This window comes from Polaribacter pectinis (assembly GCF_014352875.1).
Classification (GTDB): domain Bacteria; phylum Bacteroidota; class Bacteroidia; order Flavobacteriales; family Flavobacteriaceae; genus Polaribacter; species Polaribacter pectinis.
On the sequence record NZ_CP060695.1, the window covers coordinates 1,677,754 to 1,702,394 of the forward strand.

24 protein-coding genes are annotated in these 24,641 nt (G+C 29.6%); 12 read left to right on the forward strand and 12 right to left on the reverse strand.

Annotated elements, in window-relative coordinates:
* Positions 1-47: 47 nt before the first annotated feature.
* From H9W90_RS07625 to hemA, 8 genes are all read right to left on the reverse strand, one after another.
* Positions 48-1,337, reverse strand: coding sequence for a S41 family peptidase (locus H9W90_RS07625; protein WP_187483842.1), 1,290 nt, complete (start codon positions 1,335-1,337; stop codon positions 48-50).
* A 547-nt stretch (positions 1,338-1,884) separates the two neighbouring features.
* The gene (gene hemF, locus H9W90_RS07630) at positions 1,885-2,790 is read right to left on the reverse strand and encodes an oxygen-dependent coproporphyrinogen oxidase (RefSeq protein ID WP_187483843.1); all 906 of its coding nucleotides are present in this window, start codon (positions 2,788-2,790) and stop codon (positions 1,885-1,887) included.
* 113 nt (positions 2,791-2,903) lie between these two features.
* Complete coding sequence (hemE, locus tag H9W90_RS07635; RefSeq protein ID WP_187483844.1) at positions 2,904-3,932, reverse strand: uroporphyrinogen decarboxylase; 1,029 nt, start codon at positions 3,930-3,932, stop codon at positions 2,904-2,906.
* 5 nt (positions 3,933-3,937) lie between these two features.
* A complete protein-coding gene (locus H9W90_RS07640) occupies positions 3,938-4,384 on the reverse strand; it encodes a protease complex subunit PrcB family protein (RefSeq protein WP_187483845.1) in 447 nt (148 codons plus the stop codon).
* 3 nt (positions 4,385-4,387) lie between these two features.
* Positions 4,388-5,677, reverse strand: coding sequence for a glutamate-1-semialdehyde 2,1-aminomutase (gene hemL / locus H9W90_RS07645; RefSeq protein ID WP_187483846.1), 1,290 nt, complete (start codon positions 5,675-5,677; stop codon positions 4,388-4,390).
* 81 nt (positions 5,678-5,758) lie between these two features.
* Positions 5,759-6,721: a porphobilinogen synthase gene (gene hemB, locus H9W90_RS07650; RefSeq protein WP_187483847.1), complete on the reverse strand. Its 963-nt coding sequence runs from the start codon at positions 6,719-6,721 to the stop codon at positions 5,759-5,761.
* A 138-nt stretch (positions 6,722-6,859) separates the two neighbouring features.
* Positions 6,860-8,452, reverse strand: coding sequence for a hydroxymethylbilane synthase (gene hemC, locus H9W90_RS07655; protein WP_187483848.1), 1,593 nt, complete (start codon positions 8,450-8,452; stop codon positions 6,860-6,862).
* 10 nt (positions 8,453-8,462) lie between these two features.
* Positions 8,463-9,698: a glutamyl-tRNA reductase gene (gene hemA / locus H9W90_RS07660; protein ID WP_187483849.1), complete on the reverse strand. Its 1,236-nt coding sequence runs from the start codon at positions 9,696-9,698 to the stop codon at positions 8,463-8,465.
* A 206-nt stretch (positions 9,699-9,904) separates the two neighbouring features.
* On the opposite strand from hemA, the gene H9W90_RS07665 reads away from it, so the two are divergent.
* Genes H9W90_RS07665 through H9W90_RS07680 form a run of 4 tightly spaced genes read left to right on the forward strand, consistent with a single transcriptional unit; the run spans position 9,905 to position 13,044 of the window.
* The gene (locus tag H9W90_RS07665; RefSeq protein ID WP_187483850.1) at positions 9,905-10,789 is read left to right on the forward strand and encodes a helix-turn-helix domain-containing protein; all 885 of its coding nucleotides are present in this window, start codon (positions 9,905-9,907) and stop codon (positions 10,787-10,789) included.
* A 49-nt stretch (positions 10,790-10,838) separates the two neighbouring features.
* A complete protein-coding gene (locus H9W90_RS07670) occupies positions 10,839-11,357 on the forward strand; it encodes a TrmH family RNA methyltransferase (protein ID WP_187483851.1) in 519 nt (172 codons plus the stop codon).
* Between the two features lie 43 nt (positions 11,358-11,400).
* Entirely contained in the window at positions 11,401-12,417 is a 1,017-nt protein-coding gene (gene hemH, locus H9W90_RS07675; RefSeq protein ID WP_187483852.1) for a ferrochelatase, read from the forward strand.
* 30 nt (positions 12,418-12,447) lie between these two features.
* Positions 12,448-13,044, forward strand: coding sequence for a CopD family protein (locus tag H9W90_RS07680; protein ID WP_088353096.1), 597 nt, complete (start codon positions 12,448-12,450; stop codon positions 13,042-13,044).
* On the opposite strand, the gene recR is transcribed toward H9W90_RS07680, so the two are convergent.
* On the reverse strand, positions 13,041-13,658 hold the full coding sequence (gene recR, locus H9W90_RS07685; RefSeq protein WP_187483853.1) for a recombination mediator RecR: 618 nt from the start codon (positions 13,656-13,658) through the stop codon (positions 13,041-13,043). The two genes, H9W90_RS07680 and recR, sit on opposite strands and share 4 nt — an antisense overlap.
* Positions 13,659-13,754: 96 nt before the next feature.
* Between recR and H9W90_RS07690 the strand changes: the two genes are divergently transcribed.
* From H9W90_RS07690 to H9W90_RS07715, 6 genes are all read left to right on the forward strand, one after another.
* Entirely contained in the window at positions 13,755-15,188 is a 1,434-nt protein-coding gene (locus H9W90_RS07690) for a sodium:solute symporter (protein WP_187483854.1), read from the forward strand.
* Between the two features lie 2 nt (positions 15,189-15,190).
* Positions 15,191-15,616, forward strand: coding sequence for a hypothetical protein (locus H9W90_RS07695; RefSeq protein WP_187483855.1), 426 nt, complete (start codon positions 15,191-15,193; stop codon positions 15,614-15,616).
* 5 nt (positions 15,617-15,621) lie between these two features.
* Entirely contained in the window at positions 15,622-16,269 is a 648-nt protein-coding gene (pdxH, locus tag H9W90_RS07700; RefSeq protein WP_187483856.1) for a pyridoxamine 5'-phosphate oxidase, read from the forward strand.
* A 33-nt stretch (positions 16,270-16,302) separates the two neighbouring features.
* Positions 16,303-16,791 (forward strand): SixA phosphatase family protein, encoded by a 489-nt coding sequence (locus tag H9W90_RS07705; RefSeq protein ID WP_187483857.1) that lies wholly within the window; start codon positions 16,303-16,305, stop codon positions 16,789-16,791.
* Between the two features lie 6 nt (positions 16,792-16,797).
* Entirely contained in the window at positions 16,798-17,697 is a 900-nt protein-coding gene (locus tag H9W90_RS07710) for a Ppx/GppA phosphatase family protein (protein WP_187483858.1), read from the forward strand.
* 103 nt (positions 17,698-17,800) lie between these two features.
* Entirely contained in the window at positions 17,801-18,901 is a 1,101-nt protein-coding gene (locus H9W90_RS07715) for an OmpA family protein (protein WP_187483859.1), read from the forward strand.
* A gap of 87 nt (positions 18,902-18,988) precedes the next feature.
* Here the strand turns inward: H9W90_RS07715 and H9W90_RS07720 are convergent, their stop codons facing one another.
* Both H9W90_RS07720 and lpxK read right to left on the reverse strand, forming a co-directional pair.
* Positions 18,989-19,459, reverse strand: coding sequence for a thioredoxin family protein (locus H9W90_RS07720; protein ID WP_187483860.1), 471 nt, complete (start codon positions 19,457-19,459; stop codon positions 18,989-18,991).
* Between the two features lie 143 nt (positions 19,460-19,602).
* A complete protein-coding gene (gene lpxK / locus H9W90_RS07725; protein ID WP_187483861.1) occupies positions 19,603-20,634 on the reverse strand; it encodes a tetraacyldisaccharide 4'-kinase in 1,032 nt (343 codons plus the stop codon).
* A 142-nt stretch (positions 20,635-20,776) separates the two neighbouring features.
* On the opposite strand from lpxK, the gene H9W90_RS07730 reads away from it, so the two are divergent.
* Positions 20,777-21,871, forward strand: coding sequence for a Nif3-like dinuclear metal center hexameric protein (locus tag H9W90_RS07730; protein WP_187483862.1), 1,095 nt, complete (start codon positions 20,777-20,779; stop codon positions 21,869-21,871).
* Between the two features lie 2 nt (positions 21,872-21,873).
* Positions 21,874-22,647 carry a zinc ribbon domain-containing protein gene (locus tag H9W90_RS07735; RefSeq protein ID WP_187483863.1) on the forward strand — a complete coding sequence of 258 codons (774 nt, stop codon included), beginning with the start codon at positions 21,874-21,876 and terminating at the stop codon, positions 22,645-22,647.
* A 72-nt stretch (positions 22,648-22,719) separates the two neighbouring features.
* Here H9W90_RS07735 and H9W90_RS07740 read toward each other — a convergent pair whose 3' ends face one another.
* Positions 22,720-24,618 carry a DUF349 domain-containing protein gene (locus tag H9W90_RS07740; protein ID WP_187483864.1) on the reverse strand — a complete coding sequence of 633 codons (1,899 nt, stop codon included), beginning with the start codon at positions 24,616-24,618 and terminating at the stop codon, positions 22,720-22,722.
* Positions 24,619-24,641 lie beyond the last annotated feature (23 nt).

Consider the following 24,641-nt stretch of genomic DNA (forward strand, 5'->3'; position numbering starts at 1 on the left):
CCTTGCATTAACCTATTATTAAAAAGTTCTAGTTATAAGTAAGATAACTATTTATCTGTTTTAGCAACAATGTTATTTGCTGTTATAACTTTAGACGCAAAATCAGAGTTATTATTATTTTTAAATAAATCAAAAGCTTTATTCAAAACACCATCACTTAAGGTACTTTGCTGTGCAAGATTAAATTCTGGCACAAAATCCTCTCTTAAAGAACCATTTATATGGTATAATTTATCCGTAGAAATTCTGTAGCCTTTCTTTCTATTTTTAAATGAAAAATTAACTACTGAACCCGCTAATTTAGCCATTTCTGTACCTACTATTTTCCCTCTTTCCATTCCATCTAAACCAATTGCCAAAGCTTCACCTGCATTACCTGTCCATCTTCCAACTAGAACTACTACTGGTTTTTTATATTGTGTTCCTCTTGGGCTCACATATTCTAATCTACTTTTTATAATTTCTGGGTAATTACCATATTTTTCTTTAGAAATGTTTTTTTGATAAGGTAATTCTTTATGAATAAATCTACTTAAAATTGCTCTTGCAACATAACCATTTTCTCCATTTACAGTATTTCTTAAGTCTAAAATTAAACCTTTTGTGTTTAAAAGATTATTCAATTCATTATCAAATTGTCTTATTAACTTTATGTTTCCTAAAGAGTTGTTTATTTTAATAATAGCAATTCCATTTTTCTTTTCAACGGATAAAAGCTTTTTATCTTCTTTTATCTTAATATTATCAACATCTAAACTAATTTTTCTATCATCTGTTAATTTAAGAGTCAGTATTCTTTTTTCGTTTAATCTACCAGAAATAATTTTATTTGCAATCCATTCTCTAACTTCTGGTAAATTTTTATTGGCACATTGTGTTGGAAAATTATCAATTACTTTATTAAACTCTTTACTATTGAAGTTTATAATCTCTGCGCCAACAATATTTTTACCAAAATCCTTTATCTGCGAATACCAAATATTCTGAACATAAAACTTACCTTCTTTTAATTTAATATAAAACGGAGAGTGTAAACGAAAAGATGATTTTGTAGTTGTATTTAACTGTAAATTATTATCATAAAATTCGTTTAATAGATACTCGAAAAAAAGCACTCTTTCTTGATTCGTTTTAACTTTAGGAATAATTTCAGAATATTTTTCCTTTACACAATCGAAATCTGTTTTTTTGTCTTCTAAATAAATATAGTTGTCAGATAAATCTTGAATAATTTTACCAAAATCTTGACTCAATTTGTAAGTATCAACATTATTGTGCGTTTGCGCAAAATTTATACTGTATAAAAAAAGTAAAAGTGGAGTTAGTAAATTTTTCATTTTGTCGTTTTATAATTTTAGATCTTGTTTATAAAATTAGTTTTGAATACTAATCTTATATTATAAAGTTACTAATTTCGACAACATGATAATAATGCTTAAAAGACACTTATTAACAATTTGTTAATAAGTATGTTTTAGATTTGTTAATTAAGTGAATTTTTAAAATTGATATAATTTATAACTGATTGAAACCCGCTATTTAATCAGTCTTATTAAAAAAATGTTTATTGAAATGATAGATCCAACTCAAAAAAACCTATAGAACCTTTACCAAACAAAGAATAAAGCAATCCTAGAAATTTAAAAAGTGTTTTTAGAAAAAAAAAATTCTATTAAAATTGATTTTATAAACATCAATTTTATTTTTGAAAAACAACAAAAAAAATTGATTTTAAATGGATTAACTCCAACGTTATTAACAATTTAAAATATCAGTTTTAGAAAAATGATTCAATTTTTCATCACGAATTTTGAAAAGAAGAATCTACAAAGAGAGTTAAAAAATAAAAGAACAATAAAATTGTAGATTTGAAAAAACCTGATATTAAATAACCCAATCTTTAGGTTCAGCTAAAATTTTAAGAAGTCTCTCTTCTTCGGAATTTTCAGCTGGATGATGATCGTATTTCCATTGAACAATTGGTGGTAAACTCATTAGAATACTTTCTATTCTTCCGTTTGTTTTTAGACCAAATAAAGTTCCCCTATCGTGCACTAAATTGAATTCTACATAACGACCTCTTCTTACTTCTTGCCAATCTTTTTGTTCTCTTGTAAACGAAATTTCTTTTCTTTTTTCTACAATTGGGACATAGCTTTCTAAAAAACTATTTCCAACTTCTGTTACAAAATTGAATCTATCTTCTATGGTAAAATCTTCAGTTTCTTTTAAATAATCGAAAAATAAACCTCCAATTCCACGTGCTTCGTTTCTGTGTGAATTCCAAAAATAGTTATCGCAAGTTTCTTTAAATCTCGGGTAAAATTCAGCATTATGCTTGTCACAAGCTGTTTTACAAACCGTATGAAAATGCGTTGCATCTTCATCAAATAAATAATAAGGTGTTAAATCTTGTCCACCACCAAACCATTGGGTTACAATTTCTCCTGCTGAATTATACATTTCGAAATAACGCCAATTTGCGTGTACAGTTGGTACAAAAGGATTTATTGGATGCAAAACCAAACTCAATCCACAAGCGAAAAAATTACCTTCTTCTACTCCGAATTGTTTTCTTAATGCTTCTGGTAATTCACCAAATACTTTGGAAATATTTACGCCTCCTTTTTCGAAAATTGCACCATTTTCTATGACACGAGTTCTACCTCCACCACCTTCTGCTCTTTTCCAATTATCTTCTTGGAATTTAGCTTTTCCATCTATTGCTTCTAATTTTGAAGTAATTTTATCTTGTAGATTTTCTATGTAGGCGAAAAATTTATCTTTCATAACTTTTGCTTCTAAACAGGTGCGTTAGCGATTGAAATGGCATCCTTTTGCTTTTTCAGCAAAAGATATAATGGAAAGCGCGACCTTTAGGTAACGCCCAAAATACAATTATTTTAATTTGCTTTATACTCTTTTACAGCATCTATAAACGCTTTTGCATTGTCTAAAGGAATGTTTGGTAAAATTCCATGACCAAGGTTTACAATGTATTTATCTTTGCCAAATTCGTTAATCATTTGAGTGACCATTTTCTTGATTTCTGATGGTGGAGAAAATAATCTTGTCGGGTCGAAATTACCTTGTAAAGTAATATTTCCACCTGATAAATAACGTGCATTTCTTGCGGAACACGTCCAATCTACACCCAAAGCAGACGCTCCTGATTTCGCCATTTTATCTAACGCAAACCAACAACCTTTACCGAAAGCAATTACCGGAATTTCATCTTTTAAAGCATCTATTATTTGCTGAATATATTGCCAAGAAAACTCTTGATAATCTACTGGAGACAACATTCCTCCCCAAGAATCGAAAACCTGAACTGCATTTACGCCAGCCTCAACTTTTGCTTTTAAATACGCAATTGTAGTGTCAGTAATTTTCTGTAATAAACTATGTGCAACCACAGGATTTGTAAAACATAATTCCTTCGCTTTATCGAAGTTTTTAGAACCCTGACCTTGCACACAATAACATAAAATTGTCCAAGGAGAACCTGCAAAACCAATTAATGGAACTTCGTCATTCAGTTTTTCTTTGGTTGCTTTAATAGCATCCATAACATACCCTAAAGTGTCTTGAATATCTGGTACAATTACTGAATCTAAATCTTTTTGAGTACGAATTGGATTTGGTAAATATGGTCCAAAATTAGGTTTCATTTCCACATGAATATTCATGGCTTGTGGAATTACCAAAATATCTGAAAACAAAATTGCAGCGTCCATTCCATATCTTCTGATTGGCTGCACCGTAATTTCTGATGCTAATTCTGGAGTTTGACAACGTGTAAAGAAATCGTATTTCTTTTTAATTTCTTGAAATTCTGGTAAATATCTTCCTGCTTGACGCATCATCCAAACTGGTGGTCTGTCTACAGTTTCTCCTTTTAATGCTCTTAAAAATAAGTCGTTTTTAATCATAACTTTTATAGCTCTAGAAATTTTATCTTCTTATTTGTTTTTTTAATTTTTATGATATGATACGATTGCATTATTGCTGTTACAACCATATCAGTGGGTTTTGGCCCAGTTGTTTTAACCTTAATTATAGTTTGGTCTTCTTCATTAACTACATCTGTAACCTCAACAGAAAAACCACCTGTATTTCTAACTTTATCTATTACTACAATTACCTTTTCTTTATTGAAATCAATTGCGTTTTCGAAAGTTTTAGATACTTTGTTTGTTTTATCAACTTTAGTAAGAAAAACCTTCCAGTCCTCTTTAGAGGATATAATGATATTCTCTTTTTTAAAACCTTCTTCTCCTGCTCCAAATAAATTTCCTTTAGAAATGGGAGTAAAACCTCCTTCGCCATTATTAGGGCAACCAACTAATAGTAAAGTAAAAATAATTGTAATGAATGTTTTCATTTTTTACATTTTTGAAACCGCCAACATTGCTTTATCAACAGCATTTGCAATTTTCTTAATATCCTTATCACTTAAAGCTGATGATAAAAACCAAGCTTCAAACTGACTTGGAGGTAAAAACACACCATTTCTTATCATTTCCCAAAAGAAAACTGCGAACTTCTCTGTATCTGAAGTTTGTGCTTTTTCAAAGTTGGTTACTTCAATATTTGTAAAGAAAGGATTTAACATAGAACCATATCTATTAACCACTAAATCTACATTATATTTTTTAGCTGTTTCTAATAAAATGACTTCTAAAATACTTCCAGTTTCTTCGAACTTTTTATACGGATTTTGTTTTTTCAATTCTGTTAAAGTTGCGATTCCTCCTGCCATTGCAATTGGATTTCCACTCAACGTTCCTGCTTGATACATGCCTCCTAAAGGTGCAACTTCTTGCATAATTTCTTCTCTTGCGCCATAAGCTCCCACTGGAAAACCTCCACCAATTACTTTTCCTAAACAGGTAATATCTGCTGTAACTCCTAACAATTCTTGCGCTCCACCAAATTTAGAACGAAAACCTGTCATTACTTCATCAGCAATTAACAAGGCGTTTTTAGATTCTAAATATTTTTTTAGTTCTACTAAAAATCCGTTTTGTGGAATGGCAACACCCATATTTCCACAAATTGGTTCGATAATTACACCTGCAATATCATCATGTTTTTCGAAATGTGCTTTTACACTTTCTAAATTATTGTATTCTGCAATTAACGTATTTTTTACTGCGCCTTCTGGAACTCCTTTACTTCCTGGCATGCTTAAAGTTGCCAAACCAGAACCTGCTGCTACTAATAAAGAATCTTGATGCCCATGATAACAACCAGAAAACTTAATGATTTTATCTTTTCCTGTAAATGCTCTTGCCAAACGAACTGCACTTAAAACAGCTTCTGTTCCTGAATTTACAAAACGCACTTTATCCATTCCTGGAAAAGCATCGCAAACTATTTTTGCTAACTTAATTTCTGCTTCTGTAGATGCTCCAAAAGAATAACCATTTTTTAATGCTTTATCTACTCCTTTTTGTACTTTTTTATGACGATGACCTAAAATCATTGGGCCATAAGAAAGTACTAAATCTACATATTCATTTCCATCTACATCTGTAATTTTAGTTCCTTTTGCTTTTTTAATAAACAACGGATTTCCACCAACTGAAGAAAAAGCTCTTACTGGAGAATTTACTGCTCCAACCAAGTTTTTTAAACCTTTTTTATATAATTTTTCTGATTTTTTGAATTTCATTTTGTTGCTTTTTTTTGTCTGGTCGAGCGCAGTCGAGACCTAATAAGACCTCTCGACTGCACTCGAGGAGACATTCTAACTTTATTTCAATAAAACTTTTGCGGCTTCCTTCGCAAAATAAGTAATAATAATATCTGCTCCTGCTCTTTTCATTGAAAGTAAACTTTCCATCATTACTTTTTCGCCATCAATCCAACCTTTTTCTGCAGCAGCTTTTACCATTGCATATTCTCCACTTACATTATAACAAGCAATTGGTCTGTCGAAATTATTTTTTAAATCGCGAATAATATCTAAATAAGACAATGCTGGTTTCACCATTAAAATATCTGCTCCTTCTTGATCGTCGAAAGTTGCTTCACGCATTCCTTCATCTCTGTTTGATGGATCCATTTGATACGTTCTTCTATCTCCAAATGTTGGTGCAGAATCTGCTGCATCTCTAAATGGTCCATAAAATGCAGATGCATATTTTACAGAATACGCCATAATTGGCAAGTTTGGAAAACCTGAATTATCTAAAGACTGACGAACCATATCAATAGTTCCATCCATCATTCCTGAAGGTGCAACCATATCTACACCTGCTTTTGCGTGCGAAATTACTTGTTTTGCTAAATTGACTAAAGTTGCGTCATTATCCACATCATTATCGTGGATAATTCCACAATGTCCGTGAGAAGTATATTCGCAAAAACAAACGTCTGTAATTACATATAAACTCGGATAATTTTTCTTAATAAAACGAACTGCTTGCTGCATAATTCCGTTATCATTCCAAGTTTCTGTTCCTTCTTCGTCTTTGTTTGATGGTATTCCGAATAGTAGAACTGCAGGAATATTTAGTTCAACAACCTCGTCTAATTCTTTAGAAATTGTATCTAAAGACCAACGTTTTATTCCTGGCATAGAAACAATTTCTGTTTCTATATTTTCGCCTTCCTCAATAAAAAGTGGGTAAATAAAATCGTCTACAGAAAGTTTAGTTTCTTTGACTAATCTTCTAATTCCTTCTGTTTTTCTTAATCTTCTTGTTCTAAACATATGGCCCCTGTTTCCCCAAAGGGGAGCACAATGAAAATTGTGCGGTTAATAATTTGTTTTCACAATAGAGAAACTCTCTCTTGTTATTTTACACATAAACTTACTCATTTCTTCCCTTTGGAAAGGTTAGGACTTGCTTTAGTTAGAAAAATGTGTATTTACTAATTCTAAAACACTTTCCACATCTGGCATATTTGCAACTTGAACATTTTGGAAATGTTTTCTTGCTTCAACAGCTGTAGTTTCTCCAATACAAAAAGCAACTTTATCTGTATTATTTTCTTCTAAATAACTTTCGATTCCTGATGGACTATAAAATAAAACCCCAGCAACATCATCTGCAATTTTTACTGGACTTAACATTGTTTTGTACGCTTCTACCTCATTCACTACAATATCATGCGCTTGTAAATACGTTGGTAAAACATCTAATCTTAAGTCACTACAGAAATAAGAAACTTCTTTAATTTCAGTTTCTTTAGCTATATATTCAGCTAATTTTAAAGCATTTTTTGCAACATGTGTTACTTTTCCAATTCTTCTTTCAATTAACTTTTTTGTTCTTCTACCAACGCAGAAAATATTCTTAAAATTAATTTCGTCTTTTGTGAAAGAATTTAAAATTGCTTCTGCTCCATTCTGACTTGTAATTACAACATTTTCATGCGTTTTTTTCATCACTTTTGCAGGGATTCTATTAAATCGAATCTTAATAAAATCGCTATCTTCTATACCAATAGCACTTGGTAATGTTTTCTTCTGAATTTCAGATAATTTCTTTGTAGAATATACTTTATTTTCGATTAAAGACTCTCCTTCAATATCTTCTAAAATAAGTTCTTTACCACCTCTATTTATAATGTAATCTGCACAATCTTTTGCTAAAAATTTATGACTTCCTAATTTTGCAGTTTTATTAACTGTCAGTTTTTTAGAACCGTCTTTTTTTAACAAAACACCTTTAAAATTTATTTCTTCAGTTCTTGCATCTACATAGGCTAAAGCTCCAATTGGTGCTGTACAACCACCTTCTAACAATCTTAAAAACTCACGCTCAATACCAACACAAACTTTAGTTTGGTGGTCATTTAATTGTTCACAAGCATCTAAAACGTAATCGTCGTTTTCTAAAGCTGCAATCATAACTGTACCTTGACCTGGTGCAGAGATCATCCAAGATAAATCTACTGAAGTTTCTGGTCTAATTTTTAATCTTTCTAAACCTGCAGCTGCAAATACTGCTCCGTTCCAAGTTTCGCTATCTTCTAATTTTTGCAAACGCGTATTTACGTTTCCTCTTAAATCTTCCACTTTATGGGTTGGATAACGATTTAACCACATTGCTTTTCTTCTTAAACTTCCAGTGGCAATAATACCATTTGGTTGTCCAAAAAATTCTTCAGTGTCTTTTAAAACTAAAATATCGTTGTAATTTCCTCTTTTTAAAACTGCAGCTTGTACAATTCCTTCTGGCAAAGCTGTTGGCACATCTTTTAAAGAATGTACAGCAATATCAATATCGCCATTTAACATTGCAATATCTAAATTTTTAGTAAAAACACCAGTAATTCCTAATTCATACAAAGGTTTATCTAAAACGATATCACCCATAGATTTTATAGGAACAATTACAGTTTCGTAGCCTAATTCTGTTAACTCTTTGCGTACTTTATCAGCTTGCCAAAGCGCTAATTTGCTATCGCGAGTTCCTATTCTAATTACTTTTTGCATGATATTTTGGTTAAGATTGAAACACTTTTTGAATTACATCTAAACTTTCCGTTACAGAAGTTTCTTCATCTTTTAGATGTTTTACAAATTGTGTTGTAATTTTTTGAATGAAGCGAGAAGTAAGTATTTCTGCCTGATCTTCATCAAAATTGCTTATTTTTTTCTTCTGAAAGTTTATTTCGTCTTTCTTTATAGTTTCTAAAGATTTCTTTAAAGCAGCAATTGCTGGAGTAAATCTTCTGTGATTTAACCAATCGTTAAACTCACTTTTATGTATTTCTATTATTGCTTCTGCAGTAGGAATTTCTTGTAAACGAACTGCTAAAGTTTCATCTGTAATTTTAGAAAGCTCATCTACATTTACTAAAGAAACATCTGAATAATCTGCAACATCTTTGGCTACATTTTCTGGCATGGATAAATCTAAAATCAATAATTCTCTGTTTTTAGAAATATGTTCTTTTGTAATTGTTGGTTTATCTGACCCTGTAGAAACTATTAAAACATCTGCATTATTAACTTCTTCTGCTAAATTTTCTATTAAAGATTTTCTTATTGAATTGTGTTCTTTAATAAATTCAGTCGTTTTTTCTTCAGTTCTATTAATTAAACAAACAGATTTATTTTGAGTATATTCTGCAAGGTTCTTGCAAGTATGTTTTCCCATTTTACCCAAACCAAAAACTAAAATATTTTTAGAATTATAATCTGGTAAATTTTTAATAATATATTGAACAGCAGCATAAGAAACAGATGTTGTACCTGAACTTAATTTTGTTTCGTTCTTTACTTTTTTACTTGCTTGTAAAACACAATTTAAAAGTCTTTCTAAATACGCATTTGTAGTTTTTTGCGCTTTTGCCATTTTAAAAGATTGTCTTAATTGACCAACAATCTCATAATCTCCTAAAATTTGACTATCTAAACCAGTTCCCATTCTAAATAAATGAGTAATGGCTTCTTGATCCTTGTTAATATTACAAATATTGTCGAATTCTTTTGCAGTTCCTTCAGAGAAATCACACAACAATTCAATTAGTAAACAAGGTCTATTTGCAAAACCAAATATTTCGGTTCTATTACATGTAGAAATTATAAAAATACCAGAAACACCTTTTTCTTTGGCAGATTTTAGAAGTTCTACCTGATTTTCTTTAGATACAGAAAATTTACCACGCATTTCTGCATCTGCTTTCTTGTAACTTACGCCAATATTGTAAAAGTGCTCTTGCCCTAATGCTTTCATAAAATCTTAAAAAGATGACACAAAAGTAAAAACTACATTTACAAAAAAGTATCGCTTAAAGAACTTTTAATAACGATAGATGTTTTTTAAGTTTTATTTGCAATTAAATTACCTAAAAGCCTTATTTTTGCAGTATTCTAAAGGATTCATTGATTTACAATATAGAATGATTCTAAATAAATGGAATTTTAAAACAGATTAAATATATGTTTAAAAATGTCGGAGAAAGTACTTTTGAAGAAATAATTCTTGATAAAGGTTTTTATGTTCTTCATTTTCAGAACGAAAGCAAAGAAGTTCAGAATTTCGAAAGAGAAATAAATAGTACTTTTATACAGATTCATTTTTGTTTACGAGGAGATTCTAAATTTTTATTTAACGACGGTTCTTATTCTTTTGATGTTTTAGATAATCGATCTATTTTATTATACAATCCGCAAAGAACATTACCAATTAACTTAGAAATTCAACCTAAAACAACGTTGGTTTCATTATTAATTTCTATTGAAAAATTTCATTCTTTATTCTCTAAAGAATCTGGCTACATTCCATTTTTAAGTGATGAAAATAGTAATAAAAAATATTACGATGACACTGAAATAAAACCAACAGTTTCTATTGTTTTACAGCAAATTATCAACTCTAATATTAATAGTTCTATTAAAGATTTATATGTAAAAGGAAAGGTTTACGAATTGTTGAGTTTACATTTTCAGCATGAAGAAAGTAATGATGCAGAATATTGTCCATTTTTAGTTGATGAACAAAATGTTATAAAAATTAGAAAAGCGAAAGAAATTATTATAACAAGAATGGCAGAACCACCAAGTTTGCAAGAATTAGCAAACGAAATTGGTTTGAGTCTAAAAAAACTAAAAGAAGGTTTTAAGCAAATTTATGGAGACACAGTCTATAGTTTTTTGTTTGATTATAAAATGGAACACTCTAGAAGATTATTAGAAAGCAACAAGTACAATGTAAATGAAGTTGGCTTACAGGTTGGTTATAGTACTGCAAGTCATTTTATTGCAGCTTTTAAAAAGAAATTTGGCACAACACCAAAGAAATATGTAATGAGCCTGAATCAGTAAACAATTTACAGTCGCAGTTTGCAGACTTTAAAACTTTGAAATTATAAAATTGAAACAACTAACACATTACGATATCGAAAATAAGCAGAAACAATTTCCAATAACAATTGTTTGTGATGCGATTAGAACTCCAGAAAATATTGGAATGTGTTTTCGTATTTCCGAAAGTTTTGGAGTTGAAAAAATTTATTTTCACGAGAACTCACCAACAATAGAAAATAGAATTGTAAAGAAAACTGCGAGAAACACTGTCAACCAAATTGAACATGACACTTATTCTAATTTTGCTGAAATTATCAACAAATTAAAAGCAGCAGGCAATACAATTATTGGAATAGAAATTACTGATAAAAGCATAAATATTCAAGATTTTAATTTTAAAAATCATGAGAAAATCGTTTTACTTTTGGGAAGCGAAAGAAACGGAATTGAAAACATAGATTTAGTCGATTATACAGTTTCAATTCCTATGTTTGGTAGAAATTCGAGCATGAATGTAATTCATAGTTTAGCGATTTCGCTATATGAGGTAACGAATCAGTTTTTAACTAACAACAGGCAAGAATAACAACACAAAATTTCTTTTTGAAATTTTTGAAACTTTTTTATAAATGAAAGGAATATTATTAAACAATTTAGGATCACCAGATTCAACAGAAACAAAAGACGTTAAAAAATATTTAGACGAATTTTTAATGGACGAACGTGTAATTGATATTCCTTATTGGAAACGTTACGTTTTAATAAAAGGAATTATTTTAAATTTCCGTCCGAAAAAATCTGGAGCTGCTTACAAGAAAATTTGGTGGGATGAAGGTTCGCCTTTGGTTGTAATTTCAGAAAGATTTACAGAAAAAGTAAAACAAAAAGTAGATATTCCTGTGGAATTGGCAATGCGTTATGGTTCTATGTCCATGGAAAAAGGAATCAAAAATTTGGTTGATAAAGGAGTTACAGAAATATTTTTAGCGCCTTTATATCCTCATTATGCAATGTCTTCTTTTGAAACTGTAGTTGTTAAGGCTGAAGAAATTTTAGCAGAAAAATATCCTGATGTAAAATTAGATGTTTTACCACCTTTTTATAATGAACCAGATTATATAAAAGCGATGAGCAACAATATTGCGAATCATTTAAAAGATTTCGATTACGATCATATTTTATTTTCTTATCATGGAATACCTGAAAGACACATTAAAAAATCTGATCCTACAAATAGTCATTGTAAATTAGATGGTTCTTGTTGTGAACGTAATTCGGTTGCACATCACACATGTTATAGACACCAATGTTTTGAGACTACAAAAGAAATTGCAAAATTCTTAAATTTGAAAAAAGGAACATATAGTAATTCTTTTCAATCGAGATTATTAAAAGATCCTTGGTTAAAACCTTATACAGATTTTGAGTTAGAGAAATTTCCATCAGAAGGAAAAAAGAAATTAGCAGTAATAACTCCTGCTTTTGTTGCAGATTGTCTAGAGACTTTAGAAGAAATTGCAATGGAAGGAAAAGAAGAGTTCTTAAAATTTGGAGGAACAGATTACAAACACATTCCTTGTATGAATGATAATGATGATTGGGTAGATGTTATGGTTTCTTGGATTAATGAATGGGAGAAATCGTAATTTTTAATTAATAAATTGTAATTTTAAAACATGGATTTTCTATACGTAAAAGCATTACACATTATCTTTGTAGTTACTTGGTTTGCTGGTCTATTTTACATTCCGAGGTTATTTATTTATCAAACGGAAGCTGAAAATAAATTAGAACCTGCAAAATCTATTTTGCAAACGCAATATAAATTGATGACTAAAAGACTTTGGTATATTATTACTTGGCCGTCAGCAATTTTAGCAAGTATTTTTGCTTTTTGGATGTTATATCAAAATCCATATTATTTATCTGAACCTTGGATGTTGGTAAAATTAGCATTCGTTTTAGCATTGTATTTTTACCATGGTTTTTGCCAAAATATTTATAGTAAACTTCAAAAAGATATTGTAAAATATTCTGCTTTTAAATTGCGAATGTTTAATGAAATTTCTACGATAATTTTATTTGCTGTCGTTTTTTTAGTAACCGTAAAAAGCGCTATCAATTGGATTTGGGGAGTTGTTGGTATTATTCTTTTCGGAATTTTAATGATGTTGGGAATTAAATTGTACAAGAGAATTCGCGAGAAAAAATCTTGGGATAAAGCAGAAAAAGAGGTTTTAGAAAGTGATGAAACCAAAAATTTAGAGAATTAACCTCTAATACTTTGTTCAAAAGGAATTCTATTCACAATAGATCTTCCTAAAGTAACTTCATCTGCATATTCTAATTCATCGCCTACAGAAATTCCACGTGCAATTGTAGATGTTGTAATATCGAATTTCTCTATTTGTTTAAAAATATAGAAATTTGTGGTATCTCCTTCCATAGTTGAACTTAAAGCAAAAATCAATTCTTTTACTTCTCCGTTTTCAACTTTATTAATAAGCGATTCTATCTGCAAATTTTGGGGACCAATTCCTTCAATGGGAGAAATTTTCCCACCCAATACATGGTATAATCCATTAAATTGAGACGTACTTTCAATTGCCATTACATCTCTAATGTCTTCAACAACACAAACAATTTCAGGGTTTCTTTTTGGGTTGTTACAAATATCACACAAAGCTGTATCAGAAATATTGTGGCATTTTTCACAAGTTTTTACATCATTTCTTAAATGCAACAAAGCTTCAGACAAATACTTTGTATTGTCAGTTGGTTGTTTTAGTAAATGTAAAACCAAACGCAATGCAGTTCTTTTACCAATTCCTGGCAAACGTGAAACTTCATTTACAGCATTTTCTAATAATTTTGATGAAAAATCCATAGTTTGCAAATTTAACTTATTATCGAGAAAAGAATCAATAAAAAAGAGAAAAGACTTCTAAAAAACATATATTCGTATCATTAATTATAACTTAAAATGAAGCCAGAGTATATCATCTTATTAATTGTTGCTTACTTTTCTGTATTAATACTTATTTCTTATATCACAGGAAAATCTGCAGACAATAAAACCTTTTTTAAAGCTAACAACTCTTCACCTTGGTATTTGGTTGCTTTTGGTATGATTGGCGCATCTCTTTCTGGTGTTACCTTTATTTCTGTACCTGGTTGGGTAGAAGCGCAAGGAATGAGTTATTTTCAAATGGTTTTAGGGTATGTTGTTGGTTACGCAGTAATTGGTTTAGTACTGCTTCCTCTTTATTACAAACTCAATTTAACTTCAATTTATACATACTTACAAGATAGATTTGGCGAATATTCATATAAAACAGGTGCCAGTTTTTTCTTACTTTCTAGAACAATTGGTGCTGCTTTTAGATTGTTTTTAGTAGCAAATGTGTTGCAAGTAATTTTATTTGACGCTTACGGAATTCCTTTTTGGGTTACAGTTTCCATAACTATATTATTGATTTGGTTATACACATTTAAAGGAGGAATTAAAACCATTGTTTGGACAGATACATTGCAAACATTATTTATGCTGATTGCAGTTGGTGTTTGTATTTACACTATTTCTGACGAATTACAAATAAGTAATTTATTCTCTTATGTTGCAGATAGTGAATTGTCTAAAACATTCTTTTTCGAAGATGTAAATGCTGGAAATTATTTTTGGAAACAGTTTTTAGCTGGTGCTTTTATAGCCGTTGTTATGACTGGTTTAGACCAAGATATGATGCAAAAAAACCTTACTTGCAGAAACTTAAAAGATGCACAAAAAAACATGTTTTGGTTTACAATTGTATTAGTAATTGTTAACTTTTTCTTTTTAGCGTTAGGTGTATTATTAACAGATTACGCGCAGAAAAACGGAATTGATGCTCATAAAGACCAACTTTTTCCAATAATTGCAACCAAAGGAACTTTAGGTTTGGCAACAGCAATGTTCTTTTTGTTAGGTTTAATTGCAGCTGCATATTCTAGTGCAGATTCTGCCCTAACTTCTTTAACTACGTCTTTTAGTATAGACATTTTAGAAATTGATAAAAAAAGAAATGCTGAAGAACAAGAGAAGATTAGAAAGAGAATTCACATTATATTTTCATTTGTATTAATTGCTGTTATCTTAATTTTTAAATACTTTATAGCAGATGCCAGTGTAATTGCTAAAATATTTACGTTTGCTGGTTATACTTATGGCCCCCTTTTAGGTTTGTATGCTTTTGGCTTATTCACTAAACAAAAGGTTAAAGACAAAATAGTGCCTGTAATTTGTATTATTGCGCCAATTCTTACTTACATTATTAGTTATTACAGTAAAGAAAATTTTGGTTTTGATTTTGGATTCTTCGTTTTAGTTTTAAATGGTTTTCTAACATTTATTGGGTTAACAATAATTAAAAGAAGATAATTATGAAAAATTTTTTTTTAGCACTTTTAATTTTCACTTCCCTTTCAACATTTAGTCAGTTTAAAATAACTGGTTATTTTGATGCAGAAATTGGAGTGAACTATGCTTTTTCAGATAAACTACAAGCAGAATTAAGAGTAAATGATAATTTAGGAATTGAATTTAACACGGAATTTAGTCTACTTTACAAACTTGTTTCTAAAAAGGCTTATAATTTAAACTTTGGTATTGGTGTTTCTACCTTTCCATTTCATTCAGATAAAACAGATTTTATTGAAAGTTTTTACTTGCCGCTTCAAATAGAAATAACACCTTTTAAAGAAGTTAGAAACTTCGGGTTAGTTTTAGAAAGTGCGTATCATTTTTCTGATGCTACAGACGCTTCAGGAATTAGAAACTCAATAGGAATTAGATATATATTTAATTAAATAAAATGCAAAAAGATTTAAGTAATTACCGAAAATCGTACGAAAAACATGAGCTTTTAGAAAGCAATTGTCCAGAAAACCCTATGGAATTATTTCAAACTTGGTTTAGAAATGCAGAAGAATCTGAAACTGTAAACGAAACCAATGCAATGACAGTTTCTACCATTGGAAAAGATGGTTTTCCTAAAAGTAGAGTTGTTTTATTAAAGAAATTTACTTGGGAAGGTTTCATTTTCTACACAAACTATACATCAGAAAAAGGAAAAGCTATTGCAGAAAACAACAATATTTGTTTATCATTCTTTTGGCCAGCTTTAGAACAACAAATTATTATTAAAGGAATCGCAGAAAAGCAAGCTGAAAATTTATCTGATGGCTATTTCGATTCTAGACCAGAAGGAAGTAAACTAGGCGCTTGGGCTTCTGACCAAAGTTCTGTAATTTCTACTAGAAAAGAGCTAGAAGAAAACTTATTAAGAATAGAAAAAAAGTTTGAAGGTGAAGAAATTCCTAGACCAAAACATTGGGGAGGTTATTTAGTAAAACCAATTTCTATAGAATTTTGGCAAGGAAGACCAAATAGATTACACGATAGAATTAGATATATTTTAGAAAAAGATTTTTCTTGGAAATTAGAAAGATTAGCGTCATAAATTTTTATATTTACACTTCAACAATTCAATTAAATGAAAACTTTATACATTGTTAGACATGCAAAATCTTCTTGGGAGTACTCTGGAATAGAAGATATTGACAGACCTCTAAAAAAACGCGGAATTAAAGACGCATATTTAATGTCAAAATTTTTGTCAAAAAAAGTAGACAGACCAGACGTTTTTATTTCTAGTAGTGCAAACAGAGCTTTACATACTGCAGTTATTTTCTGTGAAAACTTTGAATATCCTTTAGCTAACCTTCAAATAAAAAGACAACTTTATAGTTTTAGCGATGGTTATTTGGTAAAAACTGTAAATGCTCTTGATGATGGTTTTAACTCTGCCATTATTTTTAGCCACGATCATGGAATTAATACTTTTGTAAACAAATTTGGTAATACACCAATTGCACATGTAGCTACTTGTGGTATTATTGGACTTCAATTTGATGAAAAGCATTGGAAAAACATAAAAAAAGGAAAAACTTTCTTGTCCGAATTTCCTAAAAACCATAAATAGATTAGTTTGTTAGAAATAAAAAAATACGGCGCAATTGATATTGGTTCTAACGCAATTAGATTACTAATTTCCAACGTAATTGTTGCTGAAGATAGAGATCCTCAATTTAAAAAATCATCATTAGTACGTGTACCAATTCGTTTAGGAGCAGATGCATTTGTTGGTGAAGGTATTATTAGTGAGGAAAATATTACAAGAATGATTAATGCCATGGAAGCTTTTAAACTTTTAATGAAAGTTCATAAAGTAGAACGTTATATGGCATGTGCTACTTCTGCAATGAGAGAAGCTGCAAATGGTAAAGAAGTTGCAGAAAAAATTCTAATTGAAACTGGAGTAAAAATTGATATCATTGGTGGAAAAGAAGAAGCTGCTATTATTTCTTCTACAGATTTAAATCAATTAATAGAGGGAGATAACTCTTATTTATATGTAGATGTTGGTGGTGGTAGTACAGAGTTTACTATATTTTCTAAAGGAAAAATTATTACCTCTAAATCCTTTAAAATGGGAACAGTTCGTTTATTAAACAATAAAAAATCTGTTAACAAAGAAATGTTTGCTAACGTAGAAAAGTGGATCAAAAAGAATACCCAAGGTTTAAAGAGAGTTTCTTTAATTGGTTCTGGAGGAAACATTAACAAACTATTTAAAATGTCTGGTAGAACTGAAGGAAAACCAATTTCTTTTATTTATTTAAATGCTCAATATCAGTTTTTAAAACAAATGTCTTTTGATGAAAGAGTATCTGAATTAAGTTTAAATCCAGATAGAGCAGATGTTATTATTCCTGCTACAAAAATATACTTATCTGCAATGAAATGGAGTGGTGCAAGGAAAATTTATGTTCCAAAAATCGGACTTTCAGACGGTATAATTAAGAGCTTATTCTATAAGAAATTATAATTTCCTTAACATTTTTTTAACATTTCTTGTTTTTTTTGTAAATTGCGTTGTGACTTTTTAAAAAACCTAGTGTCACACTAACATATAATCAAAACAAATAAACATGAAGAAAATTTTATTAAGCGGAGCATTTTTAATGTTTGGCGCAATTGCTTTTGGGCAAGACTTACCAACAAATCCTGAACCAGGAAAATGTTATGTAAATTGTAAAACTCCAGAAGTATGGAAAAATGAAGATGTAACAATTGAAATTGCACCTGCATACAAAAGAATTGTAACACACCCTGCAGAATACAAAACTGTAACAGAAAGAGTTTTAATTAAAGAAGCTGGAACGCGTTTAGTTCCTGTAGCTGCTGTTTGGGAAACAAAAACTGTTTCTTATGTTGCAAAAGAAGACGCTAATAAATTAAGAGCTGTAAAAGCTACTTTTACTCCAGACTCTGAAGTAATAGAAACTAAAGCTGCATCTGCAAATTGGGAAATGAGTGAAAAAGCACCAGATTGTGAATCTAGTGACCCTAATGACTGTAGATATTGGTGTTATAAGCCAGTACCAGCACAATTTGTAACTGTACCTTTAACTAAATTAGATACAGATGCAAATACTGTTTCTACACCAGTTCCTGGATACGAAAAAACATATACTAAAAAAGTGATGGTAACTCCTCCAACAACAAGAACTATAGATATTCCTGCAGAATACGGAACTATTAAAAAAGTAGTTTTAGTAAAAGATGCTTGGAAAGAAGAAATTACTGTTGCTGCTAAATACAAAACTGTAACTAAAGAAGTTTTAGTAAGCAAAGGTGGTTTAACAACTTGGAAAGAAGTAGAATGTGAGTTAGTAAACAATACTCCATTACCTATTACTTGGAATTTAGGAAGCGCAACTTTAACTCCTGGAGCTAAAAGAATCATTGACGCAAGATTATTACCTATCTTAAAAGATGGAATCTCTGTTGCTATTGAATCTCATACAGATATGAGAGGAACAAAAGAAAGCAACCAAGATTTATCTGAAAGAAGAGCACAAGCAGTAACAAGCTATTTAATCTCTAAAGGTGTAAACCCAAGCCAATTAACTGGAAACGGTTTTGGAGAGTCTAGATTAACTAACAGATGTTCTGACGGAGTTTCTTGTACTGAAGCAGAACACAGAGCTAACAGAAGAACTACTTTTAGAGTAATCAACCAAAAATAAGAGTTACTTTTAAGTAATAATTTATAAATAAGAAAACCGAAGTAATTAAAAATTACTTCGGTTTTTTTTATGCTTAAATATTAATTTTTAATAGTTTTCTATAACAGATTGTATAAATGGATAATAGTATTCAGTTAAAATTAATCCTTTTTTATAACCAATCATTTTTCCTTTGTGATTTACAAAAACCAACGTAGGATAAGATTGTACGTGATACTTTCTTATTAATTTAAAATTTTCTTTTAATTTATCTGACTCTACAAGTTCTTTGTTTCTAGGGTTATCTGCTTCATATAAAATTAAATCTTTATCAGCAATTCCTTTAAATTTATCTGTGTGGAATAAATTTTTATCTAAAACCTTACAAGGCCCACACCAATCTGATCCTGTAAAATAAATTAAAACAGGTTTTTTTTCTTTTTTTGATTTCTTTAGAGCTTCTTTAAAACTAGCTTCCCAAGATAATGTAACCTCTTCCTTAACAACAACTTCTTCTTGAGAAAAAACGGTTCCTAAAAAGAAAAAACAAATAGCAAAACTGATAATACTTTTTTTCATATAAACTTGTTTCTTCAAAAGTATCAAAAATAATACCAATTAAAAAATTGCCTTGTGACTTTACAAAAAATACAGTGTCAAATATATGTTAAGTGATCTGAAAAGACATCCTAACGAAAATCAAAAATAGACAAACCAACGTTCTAACAGCGTTGGTTTTGTTGTACGTGGCTTTTTATTAACAAATTAAAAGAAGTACTTGTAACATCTAAAAAAGTAGTTTCTATACCTAAAAAAGAAACCTCATTTAACCTTCCTTCTAACCTAACAAAATCTTTTTCTGTAGTTAAAATTATTTTTCTATTAGAATTTATGGCATCAAATTTCTGTTGAATAGCATTAATTTCTGTTGAAGAAAAATGATGATGGTCTGCAAACTTTAAATGCTGATAATTAACTTTTTTATCAGATAAAAAATCTGTTAATGGTTTAGGGTTTGCAATACCTGTAACCAATAAAACTTGATAGTCTTTTAGTTCTTCTATCAAAATTTGCCTACTTCCAGACAATTTTTCAGCATAAGAAATTGTAGTAAAATAAATTTCTTTTTTATACTTCTGAAGTTTCTTTTTTATATTTTCTTGCTGATTTTTGTCTAATTCTTTAGGGCATTTAGTAACTACAATTACATCTGCTCTATTTGCTCCGCTCCTATTTTCACGCAAATTTCCAGTTGGTAGTAAAAAATCATCAACAAATAAATTGTTATATTTTGTAAGCAAAATATAAAAACTTCCTTTTACTTTTCTATGTTGAAAAGCATCATCCAATAAAATAATTTCTGGAGATTTAGTTGCTATAATTTTCTTAATACCTTCTACCCTATTTGCGTCTACAGCAACATTAATTTTTTTAAACTTTTTATAAAACTGTAAAGGTTCATCTCCTACATCTTCAGCAGAATGTGTTTCATTTAACATAACAAAACCTTCCGTTTTTCGTTTATAGCCTCTACTTAAAATTGCAACCTTGTGGGCATCTTTTAATAGACGAACCAAATATTCTATTTGTGGCGTTTTTCCAGTACCACCAACACTTAAATTACCAACAACAATTACTGGCATTTTAAAAGTTGTTTGTTTAAAAATACCTACGTCAAAGAAAAAGTTACGAATTGAGGTTATCAAATCGTATAAAACGGCTAATGGAAATAGTAAAAAACGAACAAGTTTCATCAACGTAAAAATACAACAAAAGAATTTTTAATTTATTTAATAAACTTCAAAAATTAAAATTCTTTTTGTTATAATTCCTGTTAGTGTAAGAATTACATTTTTCGATTAAATATGTTAACTTTGATTTTCAATACTTTTTTAAATGACAATAAAAAACATCACAAATTACATAGAAGAATTAGCGCCTTTAAAATATGCCGAAGATTTTGACAATGTTGGATTACTTGTGGGTAATTACCAAACAAAAGTTACAAATGTATTGGTTACTTTAGATACTTTAGAAGAAACTGTAGATGAAGCAATTGCCCAGAATTGTAATTTAATAGTAAGTTTTCATCCGATTATATTTAGTGGATTAAAAAAAATAAATGGCAACTCTTATGTAGAGCGCGTTGTTTTAAAAGCCATTAAAAATGATATTGCTATTTATGCAACTCATACAGCTTTAGATAATTCTAAAAATGGTGTTTCAGCAAAAATGTGTGAAGTTCTTGGCTTAAAAAAAACAAAGATTCTTATTCCTAAAAAAGGAATTATAAAAATGTTAACTACTTATGTTCCTGTAAAAGATGCAGAAAATTTAAGAAAGTCTCTTTTTAATGCTGGCGCAGGTAATATTGGTAATTATGATAATTGTTCATTTAACATTGAAGGAGAAGGAACTTTTAGAGGAAATGAAAATTCTAATCCTGTTTTTGGAGAAAAAGGTAAACTTCATACAGAACAAGAAACAAGAATTTCTGTTGTTTTCGAAAGTAAGAATGAAGCTGGAATATTAAAATCATTACAAGAAAATCATCCTTATGAAGAAGTTGCTTACGAAATAATTACTACAGAAAACATACATCAAGATATAGGAATGGGAATGATTGGTGAACTCTCTTCTGAAATGGACGAAAAAGAGTTTTTACTATTTTTAAAGAAGACTATGAAAACAGTTTGTGTTCGTCATTCTAATTATATCAATAAAAAAATAAAAAAAGTAGCTGTTTTAGGTGGTTCTGGTAGTTTTGCAATTACTAATGCAAAAAGAGCTGGAGCAGATGCTTATGTGAGTGCAGACTTTAAATACCATGAGTTTTTTACTGCTGAAAACAGTATTTTATTAGCAGATATTGGACATTATGAGAGTGAACAGTTTACAAAAAACCTTTTGGTTGATTATCTTACGAAAAAATTCACTAATTTTGCAGTCATTTTATCAGAAAAAAGTACAAATCCTATTTATTATATATAAACATGGCAAAGAAGAAAGAAATTTCCGTTGAACAAAAATTAAGAGCATTATACGACTTACAGTTAATTGATTCTAGAATTGACGATATTAGAAACGTACGAGGTGAATTACCTTTAGAAGTTGAAGATTTAGAGGATGAAGTTGCCGGATTAAATACTAGAGTTGCTAATTTAGAACAAGATGTTGCTAATTTAGAAACGGATATCAATAACAAAAAGTTAGCGATTGAAGAATCTAACGCGTTAATGAAAAAATATGACGAGCAGCAGCAAAAAGTTAGAAATAACAGAGAGTTCGATTCTTTATCTAAAGAAGTTGAGTTTCAAGAATTAGAAATTCAATTAGCTGAAAAGAGAATTAACGAATACAAGGCAAAAATTGCTCAAAAAATGGAAGTTGTTGATGCTACTAAAGAAAAGTTAGCTAAACAAGAAAAACATTTAAGCCATAAAAAAGCAGAATTAGATGCTATTTTAAAAGAAACAGAAAAAGACGAAAAACTTTTATCTGAAAAATCTGAAGAGTTTTCTAAAGCTATTGAAGGTCATTTATTTTCTGCATACTCACGTATTAGAACTAAAGTAAAAAATGGTTTAGCTGTTGTTGCAATTGAACGTGGAGCTTCTGGAGGTTCTTATTTTACAATTCCACCACAAGTACAATTAGAAATTGCTAATAGAAAAAAGATAACTATAGACGAGCATAGTGGTCGTATTTTAGTTGATGCTGCTTTAGCTGAAGAAGAAAAAGCAAAAATTGATAAATTATTTTCTTAATAAAAGAAAAACAATTTCATAAAAAAACTCGAAGCTTTTGCTTCGAGTTTTTTGTTTTATGATATTTACTTTTTAGTAATCTAGATTTTTTAAGTAACTTAACTTGTCTTTCCAAACTGCTAAATCTTCCTTAAACTCGTTCACTTTGTTTTTTACATTTATAACAAGCGGATTGTCATCTTTAGCATTAGAGAAAAATCCAAGATTATTTTCTAGCTGTTGAATTTCTTTTACAACTTCATCAATCTTTTTTCTAACAAAAATTTGTTCAGAATCTAATTTTCTAACATCATTATCTGCTGCTAAACCATCTACAACATTTGTAAACTTTAACATAGAAACCTCTTTCTTATCTAAAGACAGGCCTTCTAACATTCTATCTATTTGTTTATTAAACTTACCATCTAAATGACGAACATTTCTAGGCAGTCTACCTAACTCATTCCATTTATTTATAGCTTCTAAAACAGTTTCTTTAGTAGCTTCTTTTTCTTCTTTTAAAGATTCTAAAAAAGCTTTTTTAGCATCTACAGTTTCTTGTTGCTCTTTACTAACTGCATTTTTCTGCTGATGAAAACGATCGAAGTAATGGTTACAAGCAGCTTTAAAACGTTTCCAAATATCGTCTGAAAACTTACGTGGAACATGTCCTATTTTTTTCCAATCTGCTTGAACTTTTTTCAAAGTATTTGTAGCAGTTTCCCAATCTTCACTTTCTTTTAAAGACTCGGCAATTTCAATTAAAGCAATTTTCTTTTTTAAATTATCTTGCTGATCTCCTTTTTCTTGCTTATAAAAAACGTTCTTTTCGCTATTAAATTTCTTTGTAGCTCCTTTAAACTGTTGCCAAACTTCTTCACTTTTAGAATATGGTAATTTACCAGCACTAAAATATTGTTGTCTTAAAGCCTCTATATCTTTTATACTCTTTTGCCAATCATTATGAGAATTATTTTTAGAAGTATCATATGCATTAATTTTTGCAACAACATCTAGTTTTTTATCAATAATTTCTTGGTATTTAGATCGCATTTCTTTGAAGTGTTCATGACGTTTATCATGAATTTTCTTTGTTGCTGCACTAAATTTCTTCCAAACTTCTTCTCGCATTTCTTGCGAAACTGGCCCAATATCTTCTTTCCAGATTTTATGTAAATCTTGCAGTTCTTTAAAGGCAAAATTTATATCGCTTTCTTCTGCAAGTTTTTCTGCCTTAATAATGATTTTTAATTTTTCTTCTAAATTATGCTTAAAATCTAGGTCTCTAAAGTCATTACTTAAATGTAATAAATCATAAAACCTTTCTACATGATGATGGTATATTTTCCAAGTATCATTATATTTTGTTTTAGAAACTGGTCCAATAGAACGCCATGTGTCTTGTAGTTCTCTAAATTTTTTATACATAGTTGCAGAGTCTGCATTTTGTATTAAATCTTTTAAACTTTCTATAACTACTAATCTTTTTTCTAAATTATCTTTTAGTTGCTTTTCTAGATTACCGTAAAATTCATCACGTTGACTTTTATAATCAGACAATAATTTATTGTAATCAGATTTTATAGGACTAGAGAATTGAAAATCGATAGAATTACCTCCTTCAGCTAAAAAAGCAGCTTTCTTTTCGGCTAATAACGCTCCAAATTGTTTGTTGAAAGCATTTTTTATACCATCTACTTGATTCTTAATTTTCTGAACTGGGTTGTTAGAAATTGTCTTTTTAAGCTCTGTTACCAAATCTTCTAAAGAAAACGCATCATAATCTACAGTAGGAACTTCATCTTCTTTTTCAGAATCATTTTCTGCCTCCTCTGCTACAGATTTCTCAATTTCATCAACAGCTTCTGTAGTTTCATCAACTACATTTTCTTTTACTGTTTCATCATTACTGTTTTCAATTGAAGTTTCACTTTTTACTTCTTCAACTTTATCTAACGCTTTATCTGCGTTTTCTTCATTTTTATCTAACATATCTACAATGTTTAAGGTCCATA

Coding starts and splice junctions, on each gene's coding strand:
- lpxK (WP_187483861.1), bottom strand. CDS start 20,634: ATGAAACTTGTTCGTTTTTTACTATTTCCATTAGCCGTTTTATACGAT.
- H9W90_RS07625 (WP_187483842.1), bottom strand. CDS start 1,337: ATGAAAAATTTACTAACTCCACTTTTACTTTTTTTATACAGTATAAAT.
- H9W90_RS07665 (WP_187483850.1), top strand. CDS start 9,905: ATGTTTAAAAATGTCGGAGAAAGTACTTTTGAAGAAATAATTCTTGAT.
- H9W90_RS07730 (WP_187483862.1), top strand. CDS start 20,777: ATGACAATAAAAAACATCACAAATTACATAGAAGAATTAGCGCCTTTA.
- H9W90_RS07690 (WP_187483854.1), top strand. CDS start 13,755: ATGAAGCCAGAGTATATCATCTTATTAATTGTTGCTTACTTTTCTGTA.
- hemE (WP_187483844.1), bottom strand. CDS start 3,932: ATGATTAAAAACGACTTATTTTTAAGAGCATTAAAAGGAGAAACTGTA.
- hemH (WP_187483852.1), top strand. CDS start 11,401: ATGAAAGGAATATTATTAAACAATTTAGGATCACCAGATTCAACAGAA.
- H9W90_RS07680 (WP_088353096.1), top strand. CDS start 12,448: ATGGATTTTCTATACGTAAAAGCATTACACATTATCTTTGTAGTTACT.
- H9W90_RS07715 (WP_187483859.1), top strand. CDS start 17,801: ATGAAGAAAATTTTATTAAGCGGAGCATTTTTAATGTTTGGCGCAATT.
- H9W90_RS07640 (WP_187483845.1), bottom strand. CDS start 4,384: ATGAAAACATTCATTACAATTATTTTTACTTTACTATTAGTTGGTTGC.
- H9W90_RS07735 (WP_187483863.1), top strand. CDS start 21,874: ATGGCAAAGAAGAAAGAAATTTCCGTTGAACAAAAATTAAGAGCATTA.
- H9W90_RS07695 (WP_187483855.1), top strand. CDS start 15,191: ATGAAAAATTTTTTTTTAGCACTTTTAATTTTCACTTCCCTTTCAACA.
- hemF (WP_187483843.1), bottom strand. CDS start 2,790: ATGAAAGATAAATTTTTCGCCTACATAGAAAATCTACAAGATAAAATT.
- H9W90_RS07705 (WP_187483857.1), top strand. CDS start 16,303: ATGAAAACTTTATACATTGTTAGACATGCAAAATCTTCTTGGGAGTAC.
- hemA (WP_187483849.1), bottom strand. CDS start 9,698: ATGAAAGCATTAGGGCAAGAGCACTTTTACAATATTGGCGTAAGTTAC.
- H9W90_RS07720 (WP_187483860.1), bottom strand. CDS start 19,459: ATGAAAAAAAGTATTATCAGTTTTGCTATTTGTTTTTTCTTTTTAGGA.
- pdxH (WP_187483856.1), top strand. CDS start 15,622: ATGCAAAAAGATTTAAGTAATTACCGAAAATCGTACGAAAAACATGAG.
- hemB (WP_187483847.1), bottom strand. CDS start 6,721: ATGTTTAGAACAAGAAGATTAAGAAAAACAGAAGGAATTAGAAGATTA.
- hemC (WP_187483848.1), bottom strand. CDS start 8,452: ATGCAAAAAGTAATTAGAATAGGAACTCGCGATAGCAAATTAGCGCTT.
- recR (WP_187483853.1), bottom strand. CDS start 13,658: ATGGATTTTTCATCAAAATTATTAGAAAATGCTGTAAATGAAGTTTCA.
- H9W90_RS07740 (WP_187483864.1), bottom strand. CDS start 24,618: ATGTTAGATAAAAATGAAGAAAACGCAGATAAAGCGTTAGATAAAGTT.
- hemL (WP_187483846.1), bottom strand. CDS start 5,677: ATGAAATTCAAAAAATCAGAAAAATTATATAAAAAAGGTTTAAAAAAC.